This window comes from Phycisphaeraceae bacterium (assembly GCA_019636555.1).
Taxonomy (GTDB): domain Bacteria; phylum Planctomycetota; class Phycisphaerae; order Phycisphaerales; family UBA1924; genus JAFEBO01.
On record JAHBXH010000001.1, the window covers coordinates 1,940,568 to 1,956,514 of the forward strand.

At 62.3% G+C, this 15,947-nt stretch carries 14 protein-coding genes; 4 read left to right on the forward strand and 10 right to left on the reverse strand.

Features of this window, described 5'->3' with window-relative positions:
- Nucleotides 1–15: 15 nt before the first annotated feature.
- A complete protein-coding gene (locus KF691_08105) occupies nt 16–579 on the forward strand; it encodes a cupin domain-containing protein (GenBank protein MBX3389403.1) in 564 nt (187 codons plus the stop codon).
- On the forward strand, nt 576–1,337 hold the full coding sequence (locus KF691_08110) for a 5'-methylthioadenosine/adenosylhomocysteine nucleosidase (GenBank protein ID MBX3389404.1): 762 nt from the start codon (nt 576–578) through the stop codon (nt 1,335–1,337). The genes KF691_08105 and KF691_08110 overlap by 4 nt, the downstream gene beginning before the upstream one ends.
- 12 nt (nt 1,338–1,349) lie before the next feature.
- Here KF691_08110 and rarD read toward each other — a convergent pair whose 3' ends face one another.
- The 5 genes from rarD to KF691_08135 all read right to left on the reverse strand — a co-directional run bounded on the left by rarD (nt 1,350) and on the right by KF691_08135 (nt 4,877).
- Nucleotides 1,350–2,297, reverse strand: coding sequence for an EamA family transporter RarD (gene rarD, locus KF691_08115; protein ID MBX3389405.1), 948 nt, complete (start codon nt 2,295–2,297; stop codon nt 1,350–1,352).
- A complete protein-coding gene (locus KF691_08120; protein MBX3389406.1) occupies nt 2,294–2,662 on the reverse strand; it encodes a DUF2442 domain-containing protein in 369 nt (122 codons plus the stop codon). The genes rarD and KF691_08120 overlap by 4 nt, the downstream gene beginning before the upstream one ends.
- Nucleotides 2,631–2,876 (reverse strand): DUF4160 domain-containing protein, encoded by a 246-nt coding sequence (locus tag KF691_08125; GenBank protein MBX3389407.1) that lies wholly within the window; start codon nt 2,874–2,876, stop codon nt 2,631–2,633. The genes KF691_08120 and KF691_08125 overlap by 32 nt, the downstream gene beginning before the upstream one ends.
- Before the next feature lie 15 nt (nt 2,877–2,891).
- On the reverse strand, nt 2,892–4,193 hold the full coding sequence (hppD, locus tag KF691_08130) for a 4-hydroxyphenylpyruvate dioxygenase (GenBank protein MBX3389408.1): 1,302 nt from the start codon (nt 4,191–4,193) through the stop codon (nt 2,892–2,894).
- A 483-nt stretch (nt 4,194–4,676) separates the two neighbouring features.
- A complete protein-coding gene (locus KF691_08135; GenBank protein ID MBX3389409.1) occupies nt 4,677–4,877 on the reverse strand; it encodes a hypothetical protein in 201 nt (66 codons plus the stop codon).
- A 234-nt stretch (nt 4,878–5,111) separates the two neighbouring features.
- On the opposite strand from KF691_08135, the gene KF691_08140 reads away from it, so the two are divergent.
- On the forward strand, nt 5,112–5,918 hold the full coding sequence (locus KF691_08140; protein ID MBX3389410.1) for a hypothetical protein: 807 nt from the start codon (nt 5,112–5,114) through the stop codon (nt 5,916–5,918).
- A 797-nt stretch (nt 5,919–6,715) separates the two neighbouring features.
- On the opposite strand, the gene fusA is transcribed toward KF691_08140, so the two are convergent.
- The 5 genes from fusA to rlmN form a co-directional block, all read right to left on the reverse strand.
- A complete protein-coding gene (gene fusA, locus KF691_08145; protein ID MBX3389411.1) occupies nt 6,716–8,848 on the reverse strand; it encodes an elongation factor G in 2,133 nt (710 codons plus the stop codon).
- A 470-nt stretch (nt 8,849–9,318) separates the two neighbouring features.
- Nucleotides 9,319–11,685: an O-antigen ligase family protein gene (locus KF691_08150; GenBank protein ID MBX3389412.1), complete on the reverse strand. Its 2,367-nt coding sequence runs from the start codon at nt 11,683–11,685 to the stop codon at nt 9,319–9,321.
- The gene (locus KF691_08155) at nt 11,682–12,854 is read right to left on the reverse strand and encodes an undecaprenyl/decaprenyl-phosphate alpha-N-acetylglucosaminyl 1-phosphate transferase (protein MBX3389413.1); all 1,173 of its coding nucleotides are present in this window, start codon (nt 12,852–12,854) and stop codon (nt 11,682–11,684) included. The genes KF691_08150 and KF691_08155 overlap by 4 nt, the downstream gene beginning before the upstream one ends.
- Entirely contained in the window at nt 12,851–13,534 is a 684-nt protein-coding gene (locus tag KF691_08160; protein ID MBX3389414.1) for a TIGR02206 family membrane protein, read from the reverse strand. Before KF691_08160 ends, KF691_08155 begins: the two co-directional genes overlap by 4 nt.
- 68 nt (nt 13,535–13,602) lie before the next feature.
- On the reverse strand, nt 13,603–14,736 hold the full coding sequence (gene rlmN, locus KF691_08165) for a 23S rRNA (adenine(2503)-C(2))-methyltransferase RlmN (protein ID MBX3389415.1): 1,134 nt from the start codon (nt 14,734–14,736) through the stop codon (nt 13,603–13,605).
- Nucleotides 14,737–14,926: 190 nt separating this feature from the next.
- Between rlmN and KF691_08170 the strand changes: the two genes are divergently transcribed.
- Nucleotides 14,927–15,940, forward strand: a complete 1,014-nt coding sequence (locus tag KF691_08170; GenBank protein ID MBX3389416.1) for a glycosyltransferase — start codon at nt 14,927–14,929, stop codon at nt 15,938–15,940.
- Nucleotides 15,941–15,947 lie beyond the last annotated feature (7 nt).

Consider the following 15,947-nt stretch of genomic DNA (forward strand, 5'->3'; position numbering starts at 1 on the left):
CCATACTCTGGCCTCGTGCTCAACGCGCAGGCTCAAAGAATCGTCGAATCACTCGGTCTTGTGCCGCTGCCGCACGAGGGCGGCTATTTCCGTGAGACGTATCGTTCGGGCGAGATGATTCCGGGCGACGCGCTGCCGGTTCGGTATGACGCGCGCGCGTGCGGCAGGAATCACAGCACGCAGATTTACTTTCTGCTGGCGCCGGGGGGCGTCTCGCGCATGCATCTGGTTCAGAGCGACGAGGTGTTTCATTTCTACCGGGGCGATCCGGTGGAGCAACTGCAGATCTTTCCCGACGGGAGCGCGCAGGTCGTGGGGATCGGAAGCGATCTGGAGCGGGGCGATCGGCCGCAGGTGGTTGTGCCGCGGGGCGTGTGGCAGGGGTGCCGGATTCGCGCGGGCGGTGGGGGCGACGGGTACGCGCTGCTCGGGTGCACGGTGTCTCCGGGGTTCGATTGGGCCGACTTTCGACTCGGGACGCGCGAGCAGATGCAGTCGCTGTGCCCGAAGGCTGGGGGCCGCGTGCGGGAACTGATCGAGGCGCTCGCGCCCATCCAAATTCCGGAGCAGACGCCGTGACCATCGGGATCATGACCGCCGTGCCGGAAGAGGCGAATCTGCTCGCACGCGCCATGCGGCGGGACTCGGAGCACGCGCACGGGGGAAGGACGTATTACACCGGCGAACTCGAAGAGAAGCGAATCGTTCTGGTCTTCAGCCGGATGGGCAAGGTCGCCGCGGCGGTGACGGCGCAGCACTTGATCGATGTTCACCGGGTCTCGTCGATCATCTTCAGCGGCGTGGCGGGCGCGCTCGACCCGAATCTACGGGTCGGTGACGTCGTGGTGGGGAAGCGCCTCTGGCAGCACGACATGGATGCATCGCCGCTCGTCCCACCCCTCGAGTTGCCGCTGCTCAATGTGAGTTCGTTTGAATGCGATTCCCGGCTGCGTGAAGCGCTCGAACAGAGTGCGGCGGAATTTGTGCGCCACGATTTTCAAGAGGCGATCGGGTCGGCCGCCGCGGCGGAGCTCGGGATTCCTTCGCCCCGCGTGTTTTCCGGCGACATCGCGAGCGGGGACCGGTTTGTCGCGAGCGCCGAAGATCGCGAGGAGGTGCGCCGGAAGGTGCCGAGCGCGTTGTGCGTCGAGATGGAAGGGGGCGCGGTCGCGCAGGTGTGCTACGAGCAGGGTGTGCCGCTCGGCGTGGTGCGGGTGATTTCGGATTCGGCGAACGAGCATGCCGCGGTTGATTTCGGGGTGTTTGTGAACAAAGCGGCGAGCCAGTACGGGCTTGGGATCATCCGGCGCGCGCTCAGGCACGGAGTGGGGGGATGATTGGGGCAGGGGTCACTCCGGCTCGGCCATGACGGTCACGGCGGCGACGTCGCTCTGTGAGATTGCGCGGGCCGAGCGCCGGACAAGATCGAGCACGAAGAGAATCACGCCGATCCAGACAATCGAGAAGGCGATCAGGCGATCGCGGTCGAAGGCCTCGTGGAAGATCACGACGCCGACTACGAACTGGATCGTCGGGTTGATGAACTGAAGAAAACCAAGGGTGACAAGCGGCATTCGTCGCGAGGCGGCGATGAACCAGAGCATCGGCACGGTGGTGACGATGCCGGCGAGTGAGAGCAGCCCGAGCGTGAGCGGCGTGTTGAACGCGTGTGCGGACCCGCGGGTGTGTGCCCAGAGCAGAAACGCGAACGACGCGGGAAAGAGGATCGCGGTTTCGACAAAGACGCCTGTCATCGGGGCGACGGGCGCTTTCTTCCGCAGGAGGGAGTAGATCGCGAAGCAGAGCGAGAGCGTAATCGTGATCCAGGGAAGTCCGCCACGGGCGATGGTCAGGTAGGCGAGGCCCGCGGCGGCGATGAAGGCGGCGCACCACTGCATAGGGCGGAGGCGCTCGCCGAGAAAAACCATGCCGAGGACGACGGTGACAAGCGGGTTGAGGAAGAAGCCGAGGCTGGATTCGACGATGCGGTCGGTGCCGACGGCGTAGATGAAGACGAGCCAGTTGATGGCGATGAGGACGGTGGAAGCCGCGAGCACCGGCCGGAGCGAGCGATCGCGGATCACACGCCGGACATCGGGCCATTGGCGCTCGAAAGAAATGAGAAGCACGAGCAGCGCGACGGACCAGACGACGCGGTGCCCGAGGACGACAAACGGCGGGACACGCATGAAAGCGTGGAAATAAACGGGCGCGAATCCCCACCAGATGTAGGCGGAGAGGGCGTAAAAGAGACCGGTGGGGCGTGAAGCCGATTTTGTATCGTTCTCCCGCGTCAACCCGCCAAACTCTTGCTGGCGAAATCTTGAAGCAAGCGAAAGTAATCCTTCAGCCGACGCTCGGTGGCAACTTTTCTCGCAGATCCCGTGAACTCGGGATTTCCTGCCAAGAGTCCTGAGGCGGATAAGTCAAGATCAAGCTGCGGCCACCGAAGTCCGTGGCCACGGGCGATGAGTTCAATGTCGTTTCTCGCTGCTGGGCCGGCGACTGCCAGAGTCGGAAAAAGCGTCAATGGCAAACCCAAGACCCGTGAGTCGGCGAAACTGATAAGAAGCATGCGCTCTTTTCGAACGCGGCGGATTCCAGCGTGGACAATTCGCGGCGCCGGGCTTTCATTGCGCTTCAAAGTGTTTCCGCCACGCATCGAGCAGTTCCTTTCTTCGAGTTCGGACCGTTGATTCGATTGTTCGCGACTCGGCGACGGTGAATCCGCGGGAGTATGCCTTGGTCGGGGGCGAGAGCCACCACTTTGCGATCGCGTCGGAGGTCTTTGCGCCTTTGCGGATGTGAATGTGCGGCGGTTCTTGGCCTTCGTTTGAGTAGAAAATGAGTGAACCGACACGAAGAACCGTGGGCATCGGCGATCTCCCTGATCACAAATTCCCGCGTTTCCCCTGCTCCATTTCAAGGGCTTCAAACAGCGCCTTGAAGTTGCCCTTGCCGAAGCTCTGCGAGCCGCGGCGGCAGATGATCTCGAAAAAGAGCGTCGGCCGGTCCTGCAAGGGCTTCGTAAAGAGTTGGAGCAGATACCCCTCGTCGTCGGCGTCGACGAGGATGCCGAGGTCGCGGATCTTCTTGTGGTCTTCCTTCACGGCTTCGTGGCCGTGCTGCTTGAGCATGCCGTTGACGCGATCCCAGACCTTTTCGTAGTAGGCCTCGGGGAGCATGAGGAAATCGACGCCGCGGCTGCGCAGGGCGGCGATCGAGTGAAGCTCGTCGTCGGTGCGGAGGGCGAGGTGCTGGACGCCCGGCGTGTTGCAATGCCAGTCGAGATATTCCTGCACCTGGCTCTTCTTTTTGCCCGCGGCGGGCTCGTTGATCGGCATCTTGATGAGCTGATTGCCGCTGGCCATCACCTTGCTCATGAGCGCCGAGAACTCGGTCGAGATGTCGGCATCGTCGAAGTGCTTGAACATCTTGAACTCGAGCACGTTCTCGTACCACTGGACCCAGTAGTTCATCTTGCCGAGTTCGACGTTGCCGACGAGGTGATCGACGTACTTAAGGCCGCAGGGGTGCTTCCTGTTGTACTCGTTGATGGCGAGGACGGAGCTACCCACCCCACCCACACCGCTCTGGGGGGCGCAGCCGACGGAATCACCGGTCTGGAGACCGGTGCCACCAGAGCCGGTGCCACCAGAGCCGGCGCCGCCGTCAATCCGCTTGAAGCGGGGCATGAAGAGCCCGCCCTGCTTGAGTTTGGTCAGTTCGTATTCGCCGGTGCGGCTGACGAAGGTGTGGCAGACGCGGCCGTAGGAGCGGATACCCGCCATCGTGACCGTGCCCTTGTCGTCCTTGTAGACGCGGGGCTCGTAGGCGCTCATGGCGCCGTTCTTGATCGCGCGGTCGTAGGCGGCCTCGGCGTCGAAGACCGTGAAGGCCACATCCTTCACGCCGTCGCCGTACATGGCGAGTTCCATGGAGGCGTGGTGCTCGGGGGCGAGGGGGCTGCTGAGTATGAAGCGGATGTTGCCCTGGGTGAGGAGGTAGTGTGCCGCGTCGCGATTGCCGGTCGTGAGATCGCAGACCTGCTCGATCTGGAAACCGAAGCAGTGCGCGTAGAAGAAGGCGGCCTGCTTCGCGTTGCCGACGTAGAACTGGACATGATCGACGTCGATCAGTTGGAGCGGATCGGACACCTTGCTGGGTTTGACGGCGGGAGAAAGTGTGGACATCGCGGGTCTCCGTTCACGCGGTGAGTGCAGATTCTGGGGGACCGGAGTTCGGCCCGACCAATCATACGAGCGGAGGACGGAATGGGATCGGTTCGAGAATGCGCGCAGTGAAGTGGACAGATTCCGCGTTTCGATTCATGGGAGAACCGAGTCCCCCTCCGTCATCGCTCCACAAAGCCTTCGCGATGCCACCTCCCCCGTTGGGCAACGGGGGAGGACAAACACAAGCGGAGCAATTTCGATCCATTGTTTCTTGCGGTGGACCGGTCGTGTGCTTTCGTCGCCTTCCCCGGTCTGTACCTCCCTTGCCATCCTGAAATGCATGTCAACGGCACTGACTGTGCTCGCTGGGGGCTCATTGGCGGAAGTGAGTGCACCCCAAAACCCGCGCAGGAAAAAGCCCCGACATTTCGTCGGGGCTTTTCTCGTCCCACGCTCGCTGAACCCCGCGAGGCCCGGCGATCAATCAGCTGTTTGGCGCGGTCACTTGGTGTTCGCGGCCGGCTTCTTGTGCTTTTTGTGCTTCTTGTGTTTCTTGTGCTTTTTCGCGGTTGTGGTATCCGACTGCTTGACTGTCGGGCCGCTGGTTGATGGTGCAGCGGAGACGGGCGCCGCCTGAACGAGCGAGGCGACAGCGAGCACGGGGAGCGCGAACAAAACGGACTTGAGAACGCGCGACGACATAGTGATTCCTCCAAAGGCCGGCCACGGAGCTCCGGCATCCTTCATGAAAGTTCCGGTCGGCGTCGGCGACCCCATTTGGATAACGGCGTTTCGCCGCGCCTATTTCACCGGATATCCCGGCTTCTTTCGAGCGTTTGCCCGCGCGGCTCGCACATTCGGAATACATCTCCGCCGGCTCACCAAAACCAGTGGGGCCCTGCCGCCCTGAACCGGGTATCGAATACGATGATGCGGATGTCGGGCGTCGAATCGCTGAAAAACCTCTCCGATCATTACCGCGTGGTGCGTCCGCTCGAGGCTGGTGCCGCCGCGGATCGCGTGCTTGTGAAGCGTGCTGAAACGCTCTCGGCCCACGTGGCGCACACTCCTGGCGAGGGCGGGTTGCTGGACGCTCGTGACCAGATCGAGATGAGCTCGATTTTGTCTTCGATGCGCGTGGCGCACATCGCGCCGATCGAAGAAGTCGTTCGTGACGAACGAAACCGTGTGGTGATTGTCACGCCCTACTTCGGCAATTCGTCGGGACAGGTGACGCTCGAGACGTTGGCGACCTCGCGCGGGACTCGGCTGGGACCGGAAGAAGTGGAAGCGGCGGCGGATCACATCCTGCACGCGATGGACGACATGCACGGCGGTCGGGTCTACAACGGGCCGATCGCAGCGAAGCAAATCCTGGTGGATCGGCAGGGGCGGGTGCAGATCGAGCATTTCGGCTGGGCCCGGATTGCCGCGAAGGGCTTGCGCGACGCACGCACCGCGCGGGAGGATGAGATCCGGGGCGAAGTGAGGAGCGTGGTCGAAGTGCTCTTTCGCTGCCTGACCGGACTCGACTCGCGGACGATGGGGGTTTCGCCGAGCCAGGTTGTCAGCAGTCTTGATCCGGTGCTGGATGAGTGGTTCGCGATCGGGCTAAAGGAGGGCGCGGGATTTGAGAGTGCCGCGGCGGCGAGGGCGGGGCTGCCGGAGCATCAGCGTCAAAGGCAGCCGCCACAGGGCGGGGTGTTGCGGTCGATCGGGCGGTTGCTGCGGATGGGGCCATGACCTCGACGAAGCAAAGACCAAAGGTTGCTTGGCATCTCCCATCCGTTGGCGCTGAATGGCGATGGACCGTTGCCGTGCTTTTGCTGCCTCAATTGGCGGCGGTACTTGCCGTCACGTTCTTTGCGCGGGGGCTTGCGTACTCGCCGGTGCCTGTCACTTCAGTGAATGCACATGTCGTGCATCACTATCGAGGTATTTGGGCTCCCAGCTCAAATGGCCCAAGCTATTCGATCGAAGGCGAATTCCACGTTCAGTCGCCAACGGGACCGCAACGGGGATCTCGATTCACAACCTCAGACTGGTTGCTGAGAACTGATTGGTCTTCGATCTTGCTCGAGCGCGAGGTCGCACAATTTAACGCGAGGCGCGAGGCTTATCTAAGCGAACGACTCGGCGAAGTCCTCCTTGTCCGCTCCATGCATCCGTCGGCAATTAGTGTCGTGGCGCTTGTGTTTGCGCTTGCGGCGGGAGCGTGCGAGAGTTGGACGCGATTGCTTCACATGGGTGAGCCGCCGTCTCGAAGAGCAAGATCGACCCTGCGCGCCTCGACAGCTCCGATCCTTGTCTTGTGGTTTGTAGGCGGATTGCTGCTGGCAGCGGCGTTCTACTTCCTCCCTGATTTCATTGGTAGGTATTGTCCGCTTTGGATCAGTCTCTCGTTGCTGATCGTGCTTGACGTCGGCTCCATTGCGGCTTGGATGCGAGGGCATCTTCCAACATGGGCCAAACAATGATGCGCAGCAAGAAAAACCGGAGCCCTTCGGCTCCGGTTGATTGAAACAAGTTGAAGGAACTGATTACTTCTTGCCGGCCTTGCCGCCGCGGTCGGCTTCGACAACGGCTTCCTGCAGGCTGCGCGGCATCGGGCGGTACTCGAGGAACTCCATCGTGGCGCTGGCGCGACCCTGCGACATGCCTCGCAGCGAGGTCGTGTAGCCGAAGAGCTGATCGAGCGGGATTTCCGCCGTCACGAGCTTGACGACGCCGCGGTCATCGGTGTCGATGATCATGCCGCGGCGGGAAGAAATATCGCCCGTCACGTTGCCGAGGTAGTCGTTGGGAACGGTGACGACGACCTTCATGATCGGCTCGAGGAGAACCGGCCCGGCCTTTTCGGTCGCTTCCATGACGGCGAGGCGGCCGGCCTGTTCGAAGGCGACCTGCGACGAGTCGACCGCGTGGCTCGAACCGTCGACGATCGTCGCCTTGACGTTGATCATCGGGTAGCCGAACTTGACGCCGGTCATGCAGGTCTGGCGGATGCCGTACTCGACGGAGGGGATGTACTCCTTCGGGATGGAGCCGCCGACGACCTCGTTGACGACGGCGATGTTGTCGGAGAAATCGAGTTCCTCCGCCGCGGCCTGCTCGGCCGTGAAGGGTTCGAGGTGGATTGTGCAGTCACCGAACTGACCGCGACCGCCGGTCTGCTTGACGAACTTGCCTCGCACGTACTCGGCCTTCTTGGTGATGGCCTCGCGGTACGAAACCTTGGGCTTGCCGACGGCGACGTTGATCTTCATGTCGCGGGTCAGCTTGTTCTTGATGATTTCGAGGTGGAGCTCGCCCATGCCGGCGATGATGGTCTCGCCGGTTTCCTCGTTGTAGTTGGAGCGGAACGACGGGTCTTCGCGGCGGATGACGCCGAGCGCCTCGGAGAGCTTGCGCTTGTCTTCGGTCGTCTTGGGCTCGATCGACATCGCGATCACGGGCTCGGGGAAGAACATGCGCTCGAGGAGGATCGGATCATCGGCGTCGCACAGGGTGTCGCCCGTGTATGAGTCCTTGATGCCGACGACGGCGACGATGTTGCCCGCCGTCACCTGCTCGAGGGGGATGCGGTTCTGCGCGTGCATCTCGAAGATGCGGCTGGCGTTTTCCTTCTTGCCGTTGCCCGGATTGAGAAGACGCGTGCCCTTGGTGAGCGTGCCGGAGTAGACGCGGATGTAGGTGAGGTCACCGTGCATATCGCTGACGACCTTGAAGACGAGCGCGCTGAAGGGCGCCGCCGGATCGTGCGGGCGGGTGAGGCGGACGTTCTTGTCGCGCGGATCGGTGCCTTCGACGTCGGGCTTTTCGGTCGGAGAGGGGAGGTAATCGACGACGGCGTCGAGGAGGCGCTGGATGCCGATGTTGCGGAGCGCGGCGCCGCAGAGCACCGGGTAAACCGCCCGTGAGACCACGCCCTTGCGGACGGCCTTGCGGATCTCCTCTTGCGTGGGGACCTGGCCCTCGAGGTACTTGTGCATCAGGTCGTCGTCGAGTTCGGCGGCCTTCTCGAGGAGCTCGTGGCGCCACTTGTCGGCGTATTCCTTGAGATCCTCGGGAATGTCGCGTTCGGTGACCTTGTCGCCCTTGTCGCCTTCGAAGTAGTAAGCACGCATCGAAACGAGATCGATGATGCCCTGGAATTCATTTCCGTTTCCGATCGGGCACTGGAGCGGGAGCGCGTTGGCGCCGAGGCGCGTCTTGATCGTTTCGTAGGAGAAATCGAAAGAAGCGCCGAGCTTGTCCATCTTGTTGATGAAGCAGAGGCGCGGGACCTTGTAGCGGTCGGCCTGACGCCAGACGGTTTCCGACTGCGCTTCGACGCCTTCCTTGCCGTCGAACACGGCGACCGCGCCGTCGAGCACGCGAAGCGAGCGTTCGACTTCGATGGTGAAGTCGACGTGGCCCGGGGTGTCGATCAGGTTCAGCTTGTATTCCTTGCCGCTGCGGGTCCAGGGGCAGGTGGTGGCGGCGGACTGGATGGTGATGCCGCGCTCCTGCTCTTCCTGGAGGAAGTCCATGGTCGCGGTGCCTTCGTGCACTTCGCCCATCTTGTAGTTCTTGCCGGTGTAGAACAGGATGCGTTCGGAGACGGTCGTCTTGCCGGCGTCGATGTGGGCGCAGATTCCGAAATTTCTGATAAAGGACAGGTCGGCGGTCATGGCGTTTCCTTCGTGCTTGCGAATGCTCGGGACCGGGCGGCGTGCCGCCTGATCTCGAAGACTGAGTTCACGCGTCCGGTCTCGGAACCGAGGCCGATCGCGTCGATTGGTTCAATGGTGGGACGAGCGAGAATTGCGAGTGATGGGTGGGGCGGGTGGGCTCGCGGCCGTTTGCTAGGTGGTGCGAGCGGGGCATCGGGGTTTTTGATCACCCCGCGATTTCTTCTTCCTCTTCCATAACTGAAACACCCGTTCCGACCGCCGGAGCGTCATTGTCTGGGGCGGGAGATCCCCGCCATGCGCTCCGAATTTTGCGAGCAGAATAATAGTCCAAAGTCCCTAAGAATCAAGCACACGAGGACGGCCGCAAGTCGCAAGATTTGTCGTGGTTTGCTGCAAAAGGCGGAGGAAGCCGGCGGCTCGCCGGCGATCTCGGGATTCGCGAGCGTCCGAGTATTCTCCGGCCCTCCTCACTCGGAAGACTTGCTCAGACCCTCGAGTTCCTGGCGCTCGTGCCGCTCGAAGCGGCGCAGGGGATCAAGCCGCATGTTCTCGTCGAGAGTGAGAGCACGTTTGGCCCAATCGCGCGCTGCCTGAGAGTTCCCGAGCGCCTGCGCCAGCCGGGCGCAGGTCGCGGCGTGCAGCGGATTGTGGGGGTCGAGTTCGGCGGCCTCGACCGACGCTTGGTACGCACCGTCGAGCATCGTTCTATTCAGGGTCAGTTGCCAGATTCCGCGGCGGACGGTTGCGAGCCAGGTCGCGGCCGAAGCTCGATGCCATGGCAGCCGCGCCGAGTCTTCCGCCAGGTCCAGCGCGGATCTCAGCCGGCGGGATTCGATCGAATCGAGCGGCCCGCCCTGAGCGGCTCCCTCCCCTTCGAGTGCCGCGAGTTGAAGCGATAGGTTCGACGCGGCCTGACGAGTGGCTTGACTGGATGGGTCGGCGGCGATCGCCATGATCAGGTCCTCGTAGGCGAGCGAGCCTGCTTTGCGGCGAGCATCCTGGAGCGCGCGGTTGATCGACTCGCGATTCGGTGCGACCGGCCTGCCGAGCATTCTTCCGAGATCGGACACGGCGTCCGAGAGGGCGGCTGCGTTGTCTGACGTCGCGATTTCCTGAGCAAGCGTCGTCACAGGCTCCAAACGTTCGGCGCCGCCGAGCAGAAGCGATTCCCAGTTTTGAACACGCGCCACGAGCGAGCTCGAAAGTATTCCCAGGCACGCCATGAAAAGACCGGGCACGGCGATCTTGAAGACTCCCCGCCGCACGGGAATCAGCGCAGCAGCCGGCTGCGCGGCGGCGAGCCCGACGATTGAAGCGAACAGGACGGATGAACCGGATTGCACGGCCGTGACCTCGATCATCGCGTGAAAGCCGCAGGCCGCGGCGGCGGCCACCAGCGCGACGCGCAAAGCGGTCTCACTGGCTGCGCAGACCCGCCACGCGATCAGGAGCGCACATCCGAGCGATGCAATGCGTGCGACGCTTCCCGAAGGAGTTGTGATGAGGTTTTCCACCCATGCGCTGCCGAGCGTCGCCAGGGCCAGCGCGAGCGCGGCCAACCGGAACGAAGTTCGCGTGTTGTTGTTCGGGTCTGGCTTGTCGGGCTCTTCAATTGGGTTGGCCAGGTTTGCGCCGGCGAGCGCGAGCAACGCCAGCCAGAGCACACTCCAAGCGATTCCCGCGACTCCCAGCGTGGCTGCGAAATCGAAGAGCACGTTGTGGGGACTCGATATCTCTTCCGGGCTGAGTGGAGATTTTGCAATGAGGTAGGCATCCTTGAAACCTGCGGGCCCCACGCCGGCGATGGGATTTGCGGCGAAGATTCTCGCCGCGGCGTTTAGATATTGCGAGCGAAACAGGAGCGAGAGCTCAGCGATGTGTTCTCCGATGACTCCTCGCGCGACGATCGCTCCGATCGCGCAGATTGGGATTGCCAGCATGAGAACCGCGCCGAGGAATCTGCGTTGCCGGACGATCAGCGGACCCGCGAGCCCGACGAAGCTCCCGATGGCCGCTGCCGCCCATCCGCCCTTGCTTGCAGCAAGCCATGTGCACACGAGAGCGCCGGCGAATCCGAGGATCGCGAGAACCCTCAATGCTCTGCCCCGTTCTCGCAGGATCAGGACAAGAAATGCGCCGACCCCCGCGGCCCCAAAGGTCGCGACGACGTTCGACAAGCCGAACCAGCCGGTGGCGACGGAGTCATAGAGCCGACGCTCAAAGGTGCGTGCGGCAAAGGACTCGGGCGACCATCCGTGCGAGGCGAGAATCGCTTCGCGATTCCGTTTGTATTCCGCGATGGTCTGCGGCGTATCCACCCACACCTGCATCGCACCTTTGAACGCGAGAAACGCGAGGAATCCGAGTGCGACGGCGGCGCCTATTCGCCGAACCGATGGGATGCGAGCTGCGTGCGCGAGCGCAACCGCGGCGCTCATTGCGGCGACCCACCCCATTCCCAGTAGAAGATTCTCCTGCGAGGCGGAACCGGAAAAGAGGCCATGCCATGAAACAGACGCCACGCCTGCAAGGAGCAAAAGCAACTCGATTGCAGGGAAGCGGCCGACCAGAGGTGAGCAGAGCGCGATCATCGCGCCGGCAAGCGTCAGGAGCGAGCAGTCGATTGCGAGCGTTGCGGTCGGGCCGAGTCCGACCATGGGCGCCGCCATCGTCATCGGATCGATATCCCAGCCGGGAAAAGCAACGAGCGTGACGCTTGCCTTGAGAACCGCGAGCCCGACGATCAGCGCGGCTCCGATTCCGCACAGCGCTTCGAGAATCTGGCGCTGCGCAGCAAGGCGTTCGGGCGCCGATTCAGGGGCGATCGGATTCACGCCACACGCTCGCCTTCGGATCGGGCGTTCGACGTTCCACCGCCACGCGGATTCTGTTTCGAGGGACTTGGAGCGGCGTATTCAAAGAATGCGAGCAGCCCGAGCAGAACGAACACCATCGCACCGATCAATGCCGCGACTCCTCCGTCCGCGCGTGCAAGGGCCAAGCCCGCGAGGCCGGTCGCGGCTGTCAAGCCCCAGAGCAGGTACACGGCGCCGGCCCGGCTGAGCCCCCGGTTGACGAGTCGGTGCGAAGCGTGATTCATATCGCCCACCATCGGCGACTTCCCGTTCCACAGCCGAACCGTGGTCACGACAACAAGGTCGTAGAGCGGCAACGCCAGAATGACGAGAGGCATAAGGGTGGCGTGCGCGCGGGATGATTGCGCGCTTTGGGGGTCGTAATAGGTGACGCGAACGGTGACGAATGCGAGCATGAACCCGATCACCAAGCTGCCGCCATCACCCATGAATAATCTCGCGCCGCTCTTGCGCGGTGCGTTGAAGCAGAGAAAGCCCAGGCACGCGCCGATTGTGAGCGAGAGGCAAGCGGCAAGCAGCCATTGATCCTTGTCGATCGTGACGACGAGAAGGCACGCGGAGACGATTGTGGCGATGCCGGCGCTCAGGCCATCCATGTTGTCGAGAAAATTCATCGCGTTGGTGATGGCGAGAAACCATGCCGCGGTGATGAGCACGCTCAGCCACGGCCCGCCGACCCACGGGTCGAGAAGTGTCAGGAGGCGGGTATCCATCAGGAGCGGGGCGGCGAATGCGGGAGCCGCCATGAGCAGAAGCTTGGGAATCGGTGAAAGGGGCGTGCGATCGTCGATCAACCCCATGATGTGCAGGATTGCCAGGCACGCGATCAGCAGGATCGCCGACGGCGATTTCTGGGCCAGGTAGGGCACCGTGTTCCCCGCGACGGCAGGAAACCACGCCGGGAAGAAATGACCGACCGCAAGCGCGAACAGAATCGGCGCGACAATCCCCCAGAAAATGGCGATGCCCCCCGTGTTGGGAACGCGACGCGACCGGTCTTTGATCTGCCCCGCGACTCCCGAAGAGTCGAAGGTTCCTAGCCGGTGTCCCAACTTAATGAGAATCGCACAGAGCGGCGCACAGATCGCTGCTGCGATGAAGATGAGTGCGAGGCACAGGCCGGTCATCGCGAAGAGTTTAATGACGATCGGGGCTCGCCGCCGGGGATGAGCCTCAGCAGCATGATCACCGTGAGCGCGGCTTGTCCGATCAACGCAATCCAAAGCGCCCGAAGCGGCCAGGGGCCAAGATCGTCTGCGAACGTCTCTCCGGTCGGCGTTCCGCGACCGACATAGGCGTAGTTCAGACGGCAGGCAGCATCAAAGAGAAATATGATCGCGATGTAAATCCACGCGATGATGGTCGCGTGCCGGTAGTCGCTCCATTTCGGTCGGAAGCCGCGAACCCAAATCCAATAGACCGCCACAAACACCACGATCGCGTGTGTGATCCAGAATCCCCAAAACTCCGCCCATTTTGCGAGATGGAACGGCCCGGGGCCGGCAAGCGGCTTGACAAATGCCTGCGTGCAGAACGCCAGGCCGAAGAACACGGCGAGGGATGCATAGCGCCGCAGCCCGGACAGCAGAGAGAACGGAGACAAGAAGGACATCAGGTCGCAGACGTGCAAAGGCAGCGACCGATTGATATCAAAGTTCCTGGGGAACAACCACCATGCCGCATAAAGGCACGCGAAGCCAAACGCCCACGTTCCCACGAATATCTCGAATGTGCGTCGGGGGCTGAGGGGCAGCTTTCCCACGCTCTGGCAAACCGCGATGGTGAGCACAAGGAACGCGGCGGTCACGATTCCGTGAGTCGCTGAGAACGGGACAAAGCGATCGGCCCAACCCGGAATTTCGGCCAGTGTCCCGTTCACTCGCCCGTTGCTCCCGCCGCTTCGTGCCGCAACTGCCCGCAGGCGGCCGCGATGTCCCGGCCGCGACTGGCGCGAATATGAGCATTGATGTTATGCGAGCGAAGGATTTTCTGAAATTCGAGCACGTCGGTATTCCGCGGTCGTTGAAAATCGGTTCCTGCGACCTCGTTGTATCGGATCAGGTTGATGTTGGCGCGGATTGATTTTGCGATTCCGGCGAGCTCTTCGGCGTGCTTGGGACGGTCGTTGACGTCCCGGAGCAAGGTGTACTCGAGGGTGATTTCGCGTCCGGTTTTCTCGAACCAAAGATGGCAGGCTCCGAGCAGGTCGCTGATCGTGGTGTATTCGGCCCAGGGAATGAGCTTCCGCCGGATGTAGTCGTTCGGGGCGTGGAGTGACAGCGCAAGTGTGACCGGCAGTTCGAACTCCTCCGCAAGCCGTCGGATCGCCTGCGGCAGGCCGACCGTCGAAACGGTCACTTTTCGCGCGGAGATCCCAAGTCCCCAAAGCGCCGTGATGACTCGAATGGCCCCGGTCACGTTTTTGAAATTGCTCAGCGGCTCGCCCATGCCCATGAAGACGACGTTGCTGATGCGTCCGACGTCCTTGAGCCGGCCGAGTCGCCAAACCTGCTCGACGATTCGCCCGGTTGACAGATTTCCGTCCAGCCCGCCCATGCCGGATGCACAGAACCTGCAGCCGACGGGACATCCGATCTGGCTGGAGATGCAGGCGGTTTTGCGCTCCTCGGTGGGGATCATGACGCACTCGGTCTGCCGATCGGACCCGTCGGAAGTCGGCTTTGCCGAATTCATCACTGGCAAGGAAACCCCCTGGTCGGCACTCGGCCCGGACTCCGTAAAGTCTCGCCATTCGATGAGCAGTTTTTGCGTGCCGTCCGTCGCAGATTGGTGAGCGAGTGGATCTCCCGAAAGAAACGTCATTTCAGCGGTGAGCGCCTCGCGATCGCGCTTCGAGAGGTTGCTCATCTGCGCGGGGTCTGCAACTCCCTTCACATAGATCCATTCGAGAATCTGCTTCGCGCGGAAAGGGGTCATGCCGCGGGCCTCGCACCAGCCGGCAAGTGTCTCGGGAGTGAACTCGAAAATGTGACTCGCAGGATGCTGCAACGCATGAGGTTATGGCGGAAGACCGAGTGTCAAGGTGTCGCGGTCTCAAGGCGACGAGGATTCAAGGGAAAGCGATCCATTGCCCATTGAAACACACGGTCACGCCATCGATCGCGCTCTCGACAAGCTGCCATCTCACGGCCTCGCACTTGGGTGTATCTGTTCCCGTTCCCGGACCGATATTCCTCTCATGCAAGCGAGCGTCCTAATCCCCACCTTCGCCCGTTCCGACAAACTCGCAAACTGCCTCGCCTGCCTCGCAAAACAGGACTTCGACCACTCCCAGTTTGAGGTAATTGTCGGGTTCGATGGCCCCGACCCCGGTGCCGAGGATGCCGCGCGAGAGAAATGGAAGTCCTGCGGCGGGAGGGCCCCCCTCGAACTCATGCAGTGTCCGCGTGAGGGCCTCATGATGGTCCGCAACCGCATGCTGAAGCGGGCCCGCGGCACCTTCATGATCAGTATCAACGACGATGTTCGTCCCGTTCCCGGATTTGTCGGCGCGCACATCGGAGCCCACAGAACGCGCGCGAAGCCAATCGTCGCCGTCGGCGCTTCGCCATTCTGTCGGCGCGAGAATGAGTCGCTGCTTGACCTCCTGACGCGCAAGACTTCGATGATTTTTTTCTACGACACGATGGACGCGGCGCCGTTTGATCCCGAGCGAGACTGGGGCTTTCGGCACTGCTTCGGTCTGAACTTTTCGGCACGCACCGAATTGGTTCGGGCCGTCGGAGGCTTCTACGCGGGGGAGCGACTCTACGGGTACGAAGACATCGAGCTCGGCTTCCGGCTGGCGCAAGAGCACGCAACGCCGGTTCTCTATCGTCCCGACGCGAGAGCCGATCACGAGCACTTCTACCGGCCGCAGGATCTGCTCACCCGTGAACACAACCTGGGCGTGGCCGCGTGGCACTTTGCACGCGCCAATCCATCGTTCGCCAAAGCATGCTTCGGCAGAGATGTCTCACTTTCTGAGGAAGTCGAATATTCGCAGGCCTTTGTCACACGCGAGCGCGTCGGGGTGGAGCGGATTCGCGACTCTTTTCTTCGGTATTCCGACATTCCCGCCACCGCCGTTGAAGGTGCGTACGAGGCTCTCCTGCTTCAGGCGCTGCTCCAGCAGTTTCTGCTGCTGAAGCGCTGGACATGGCGAAGCGGATTGCTCGCAGCGGCCGGCGCAGAAGTGTCCATGGCTGCGTGAGCCCATG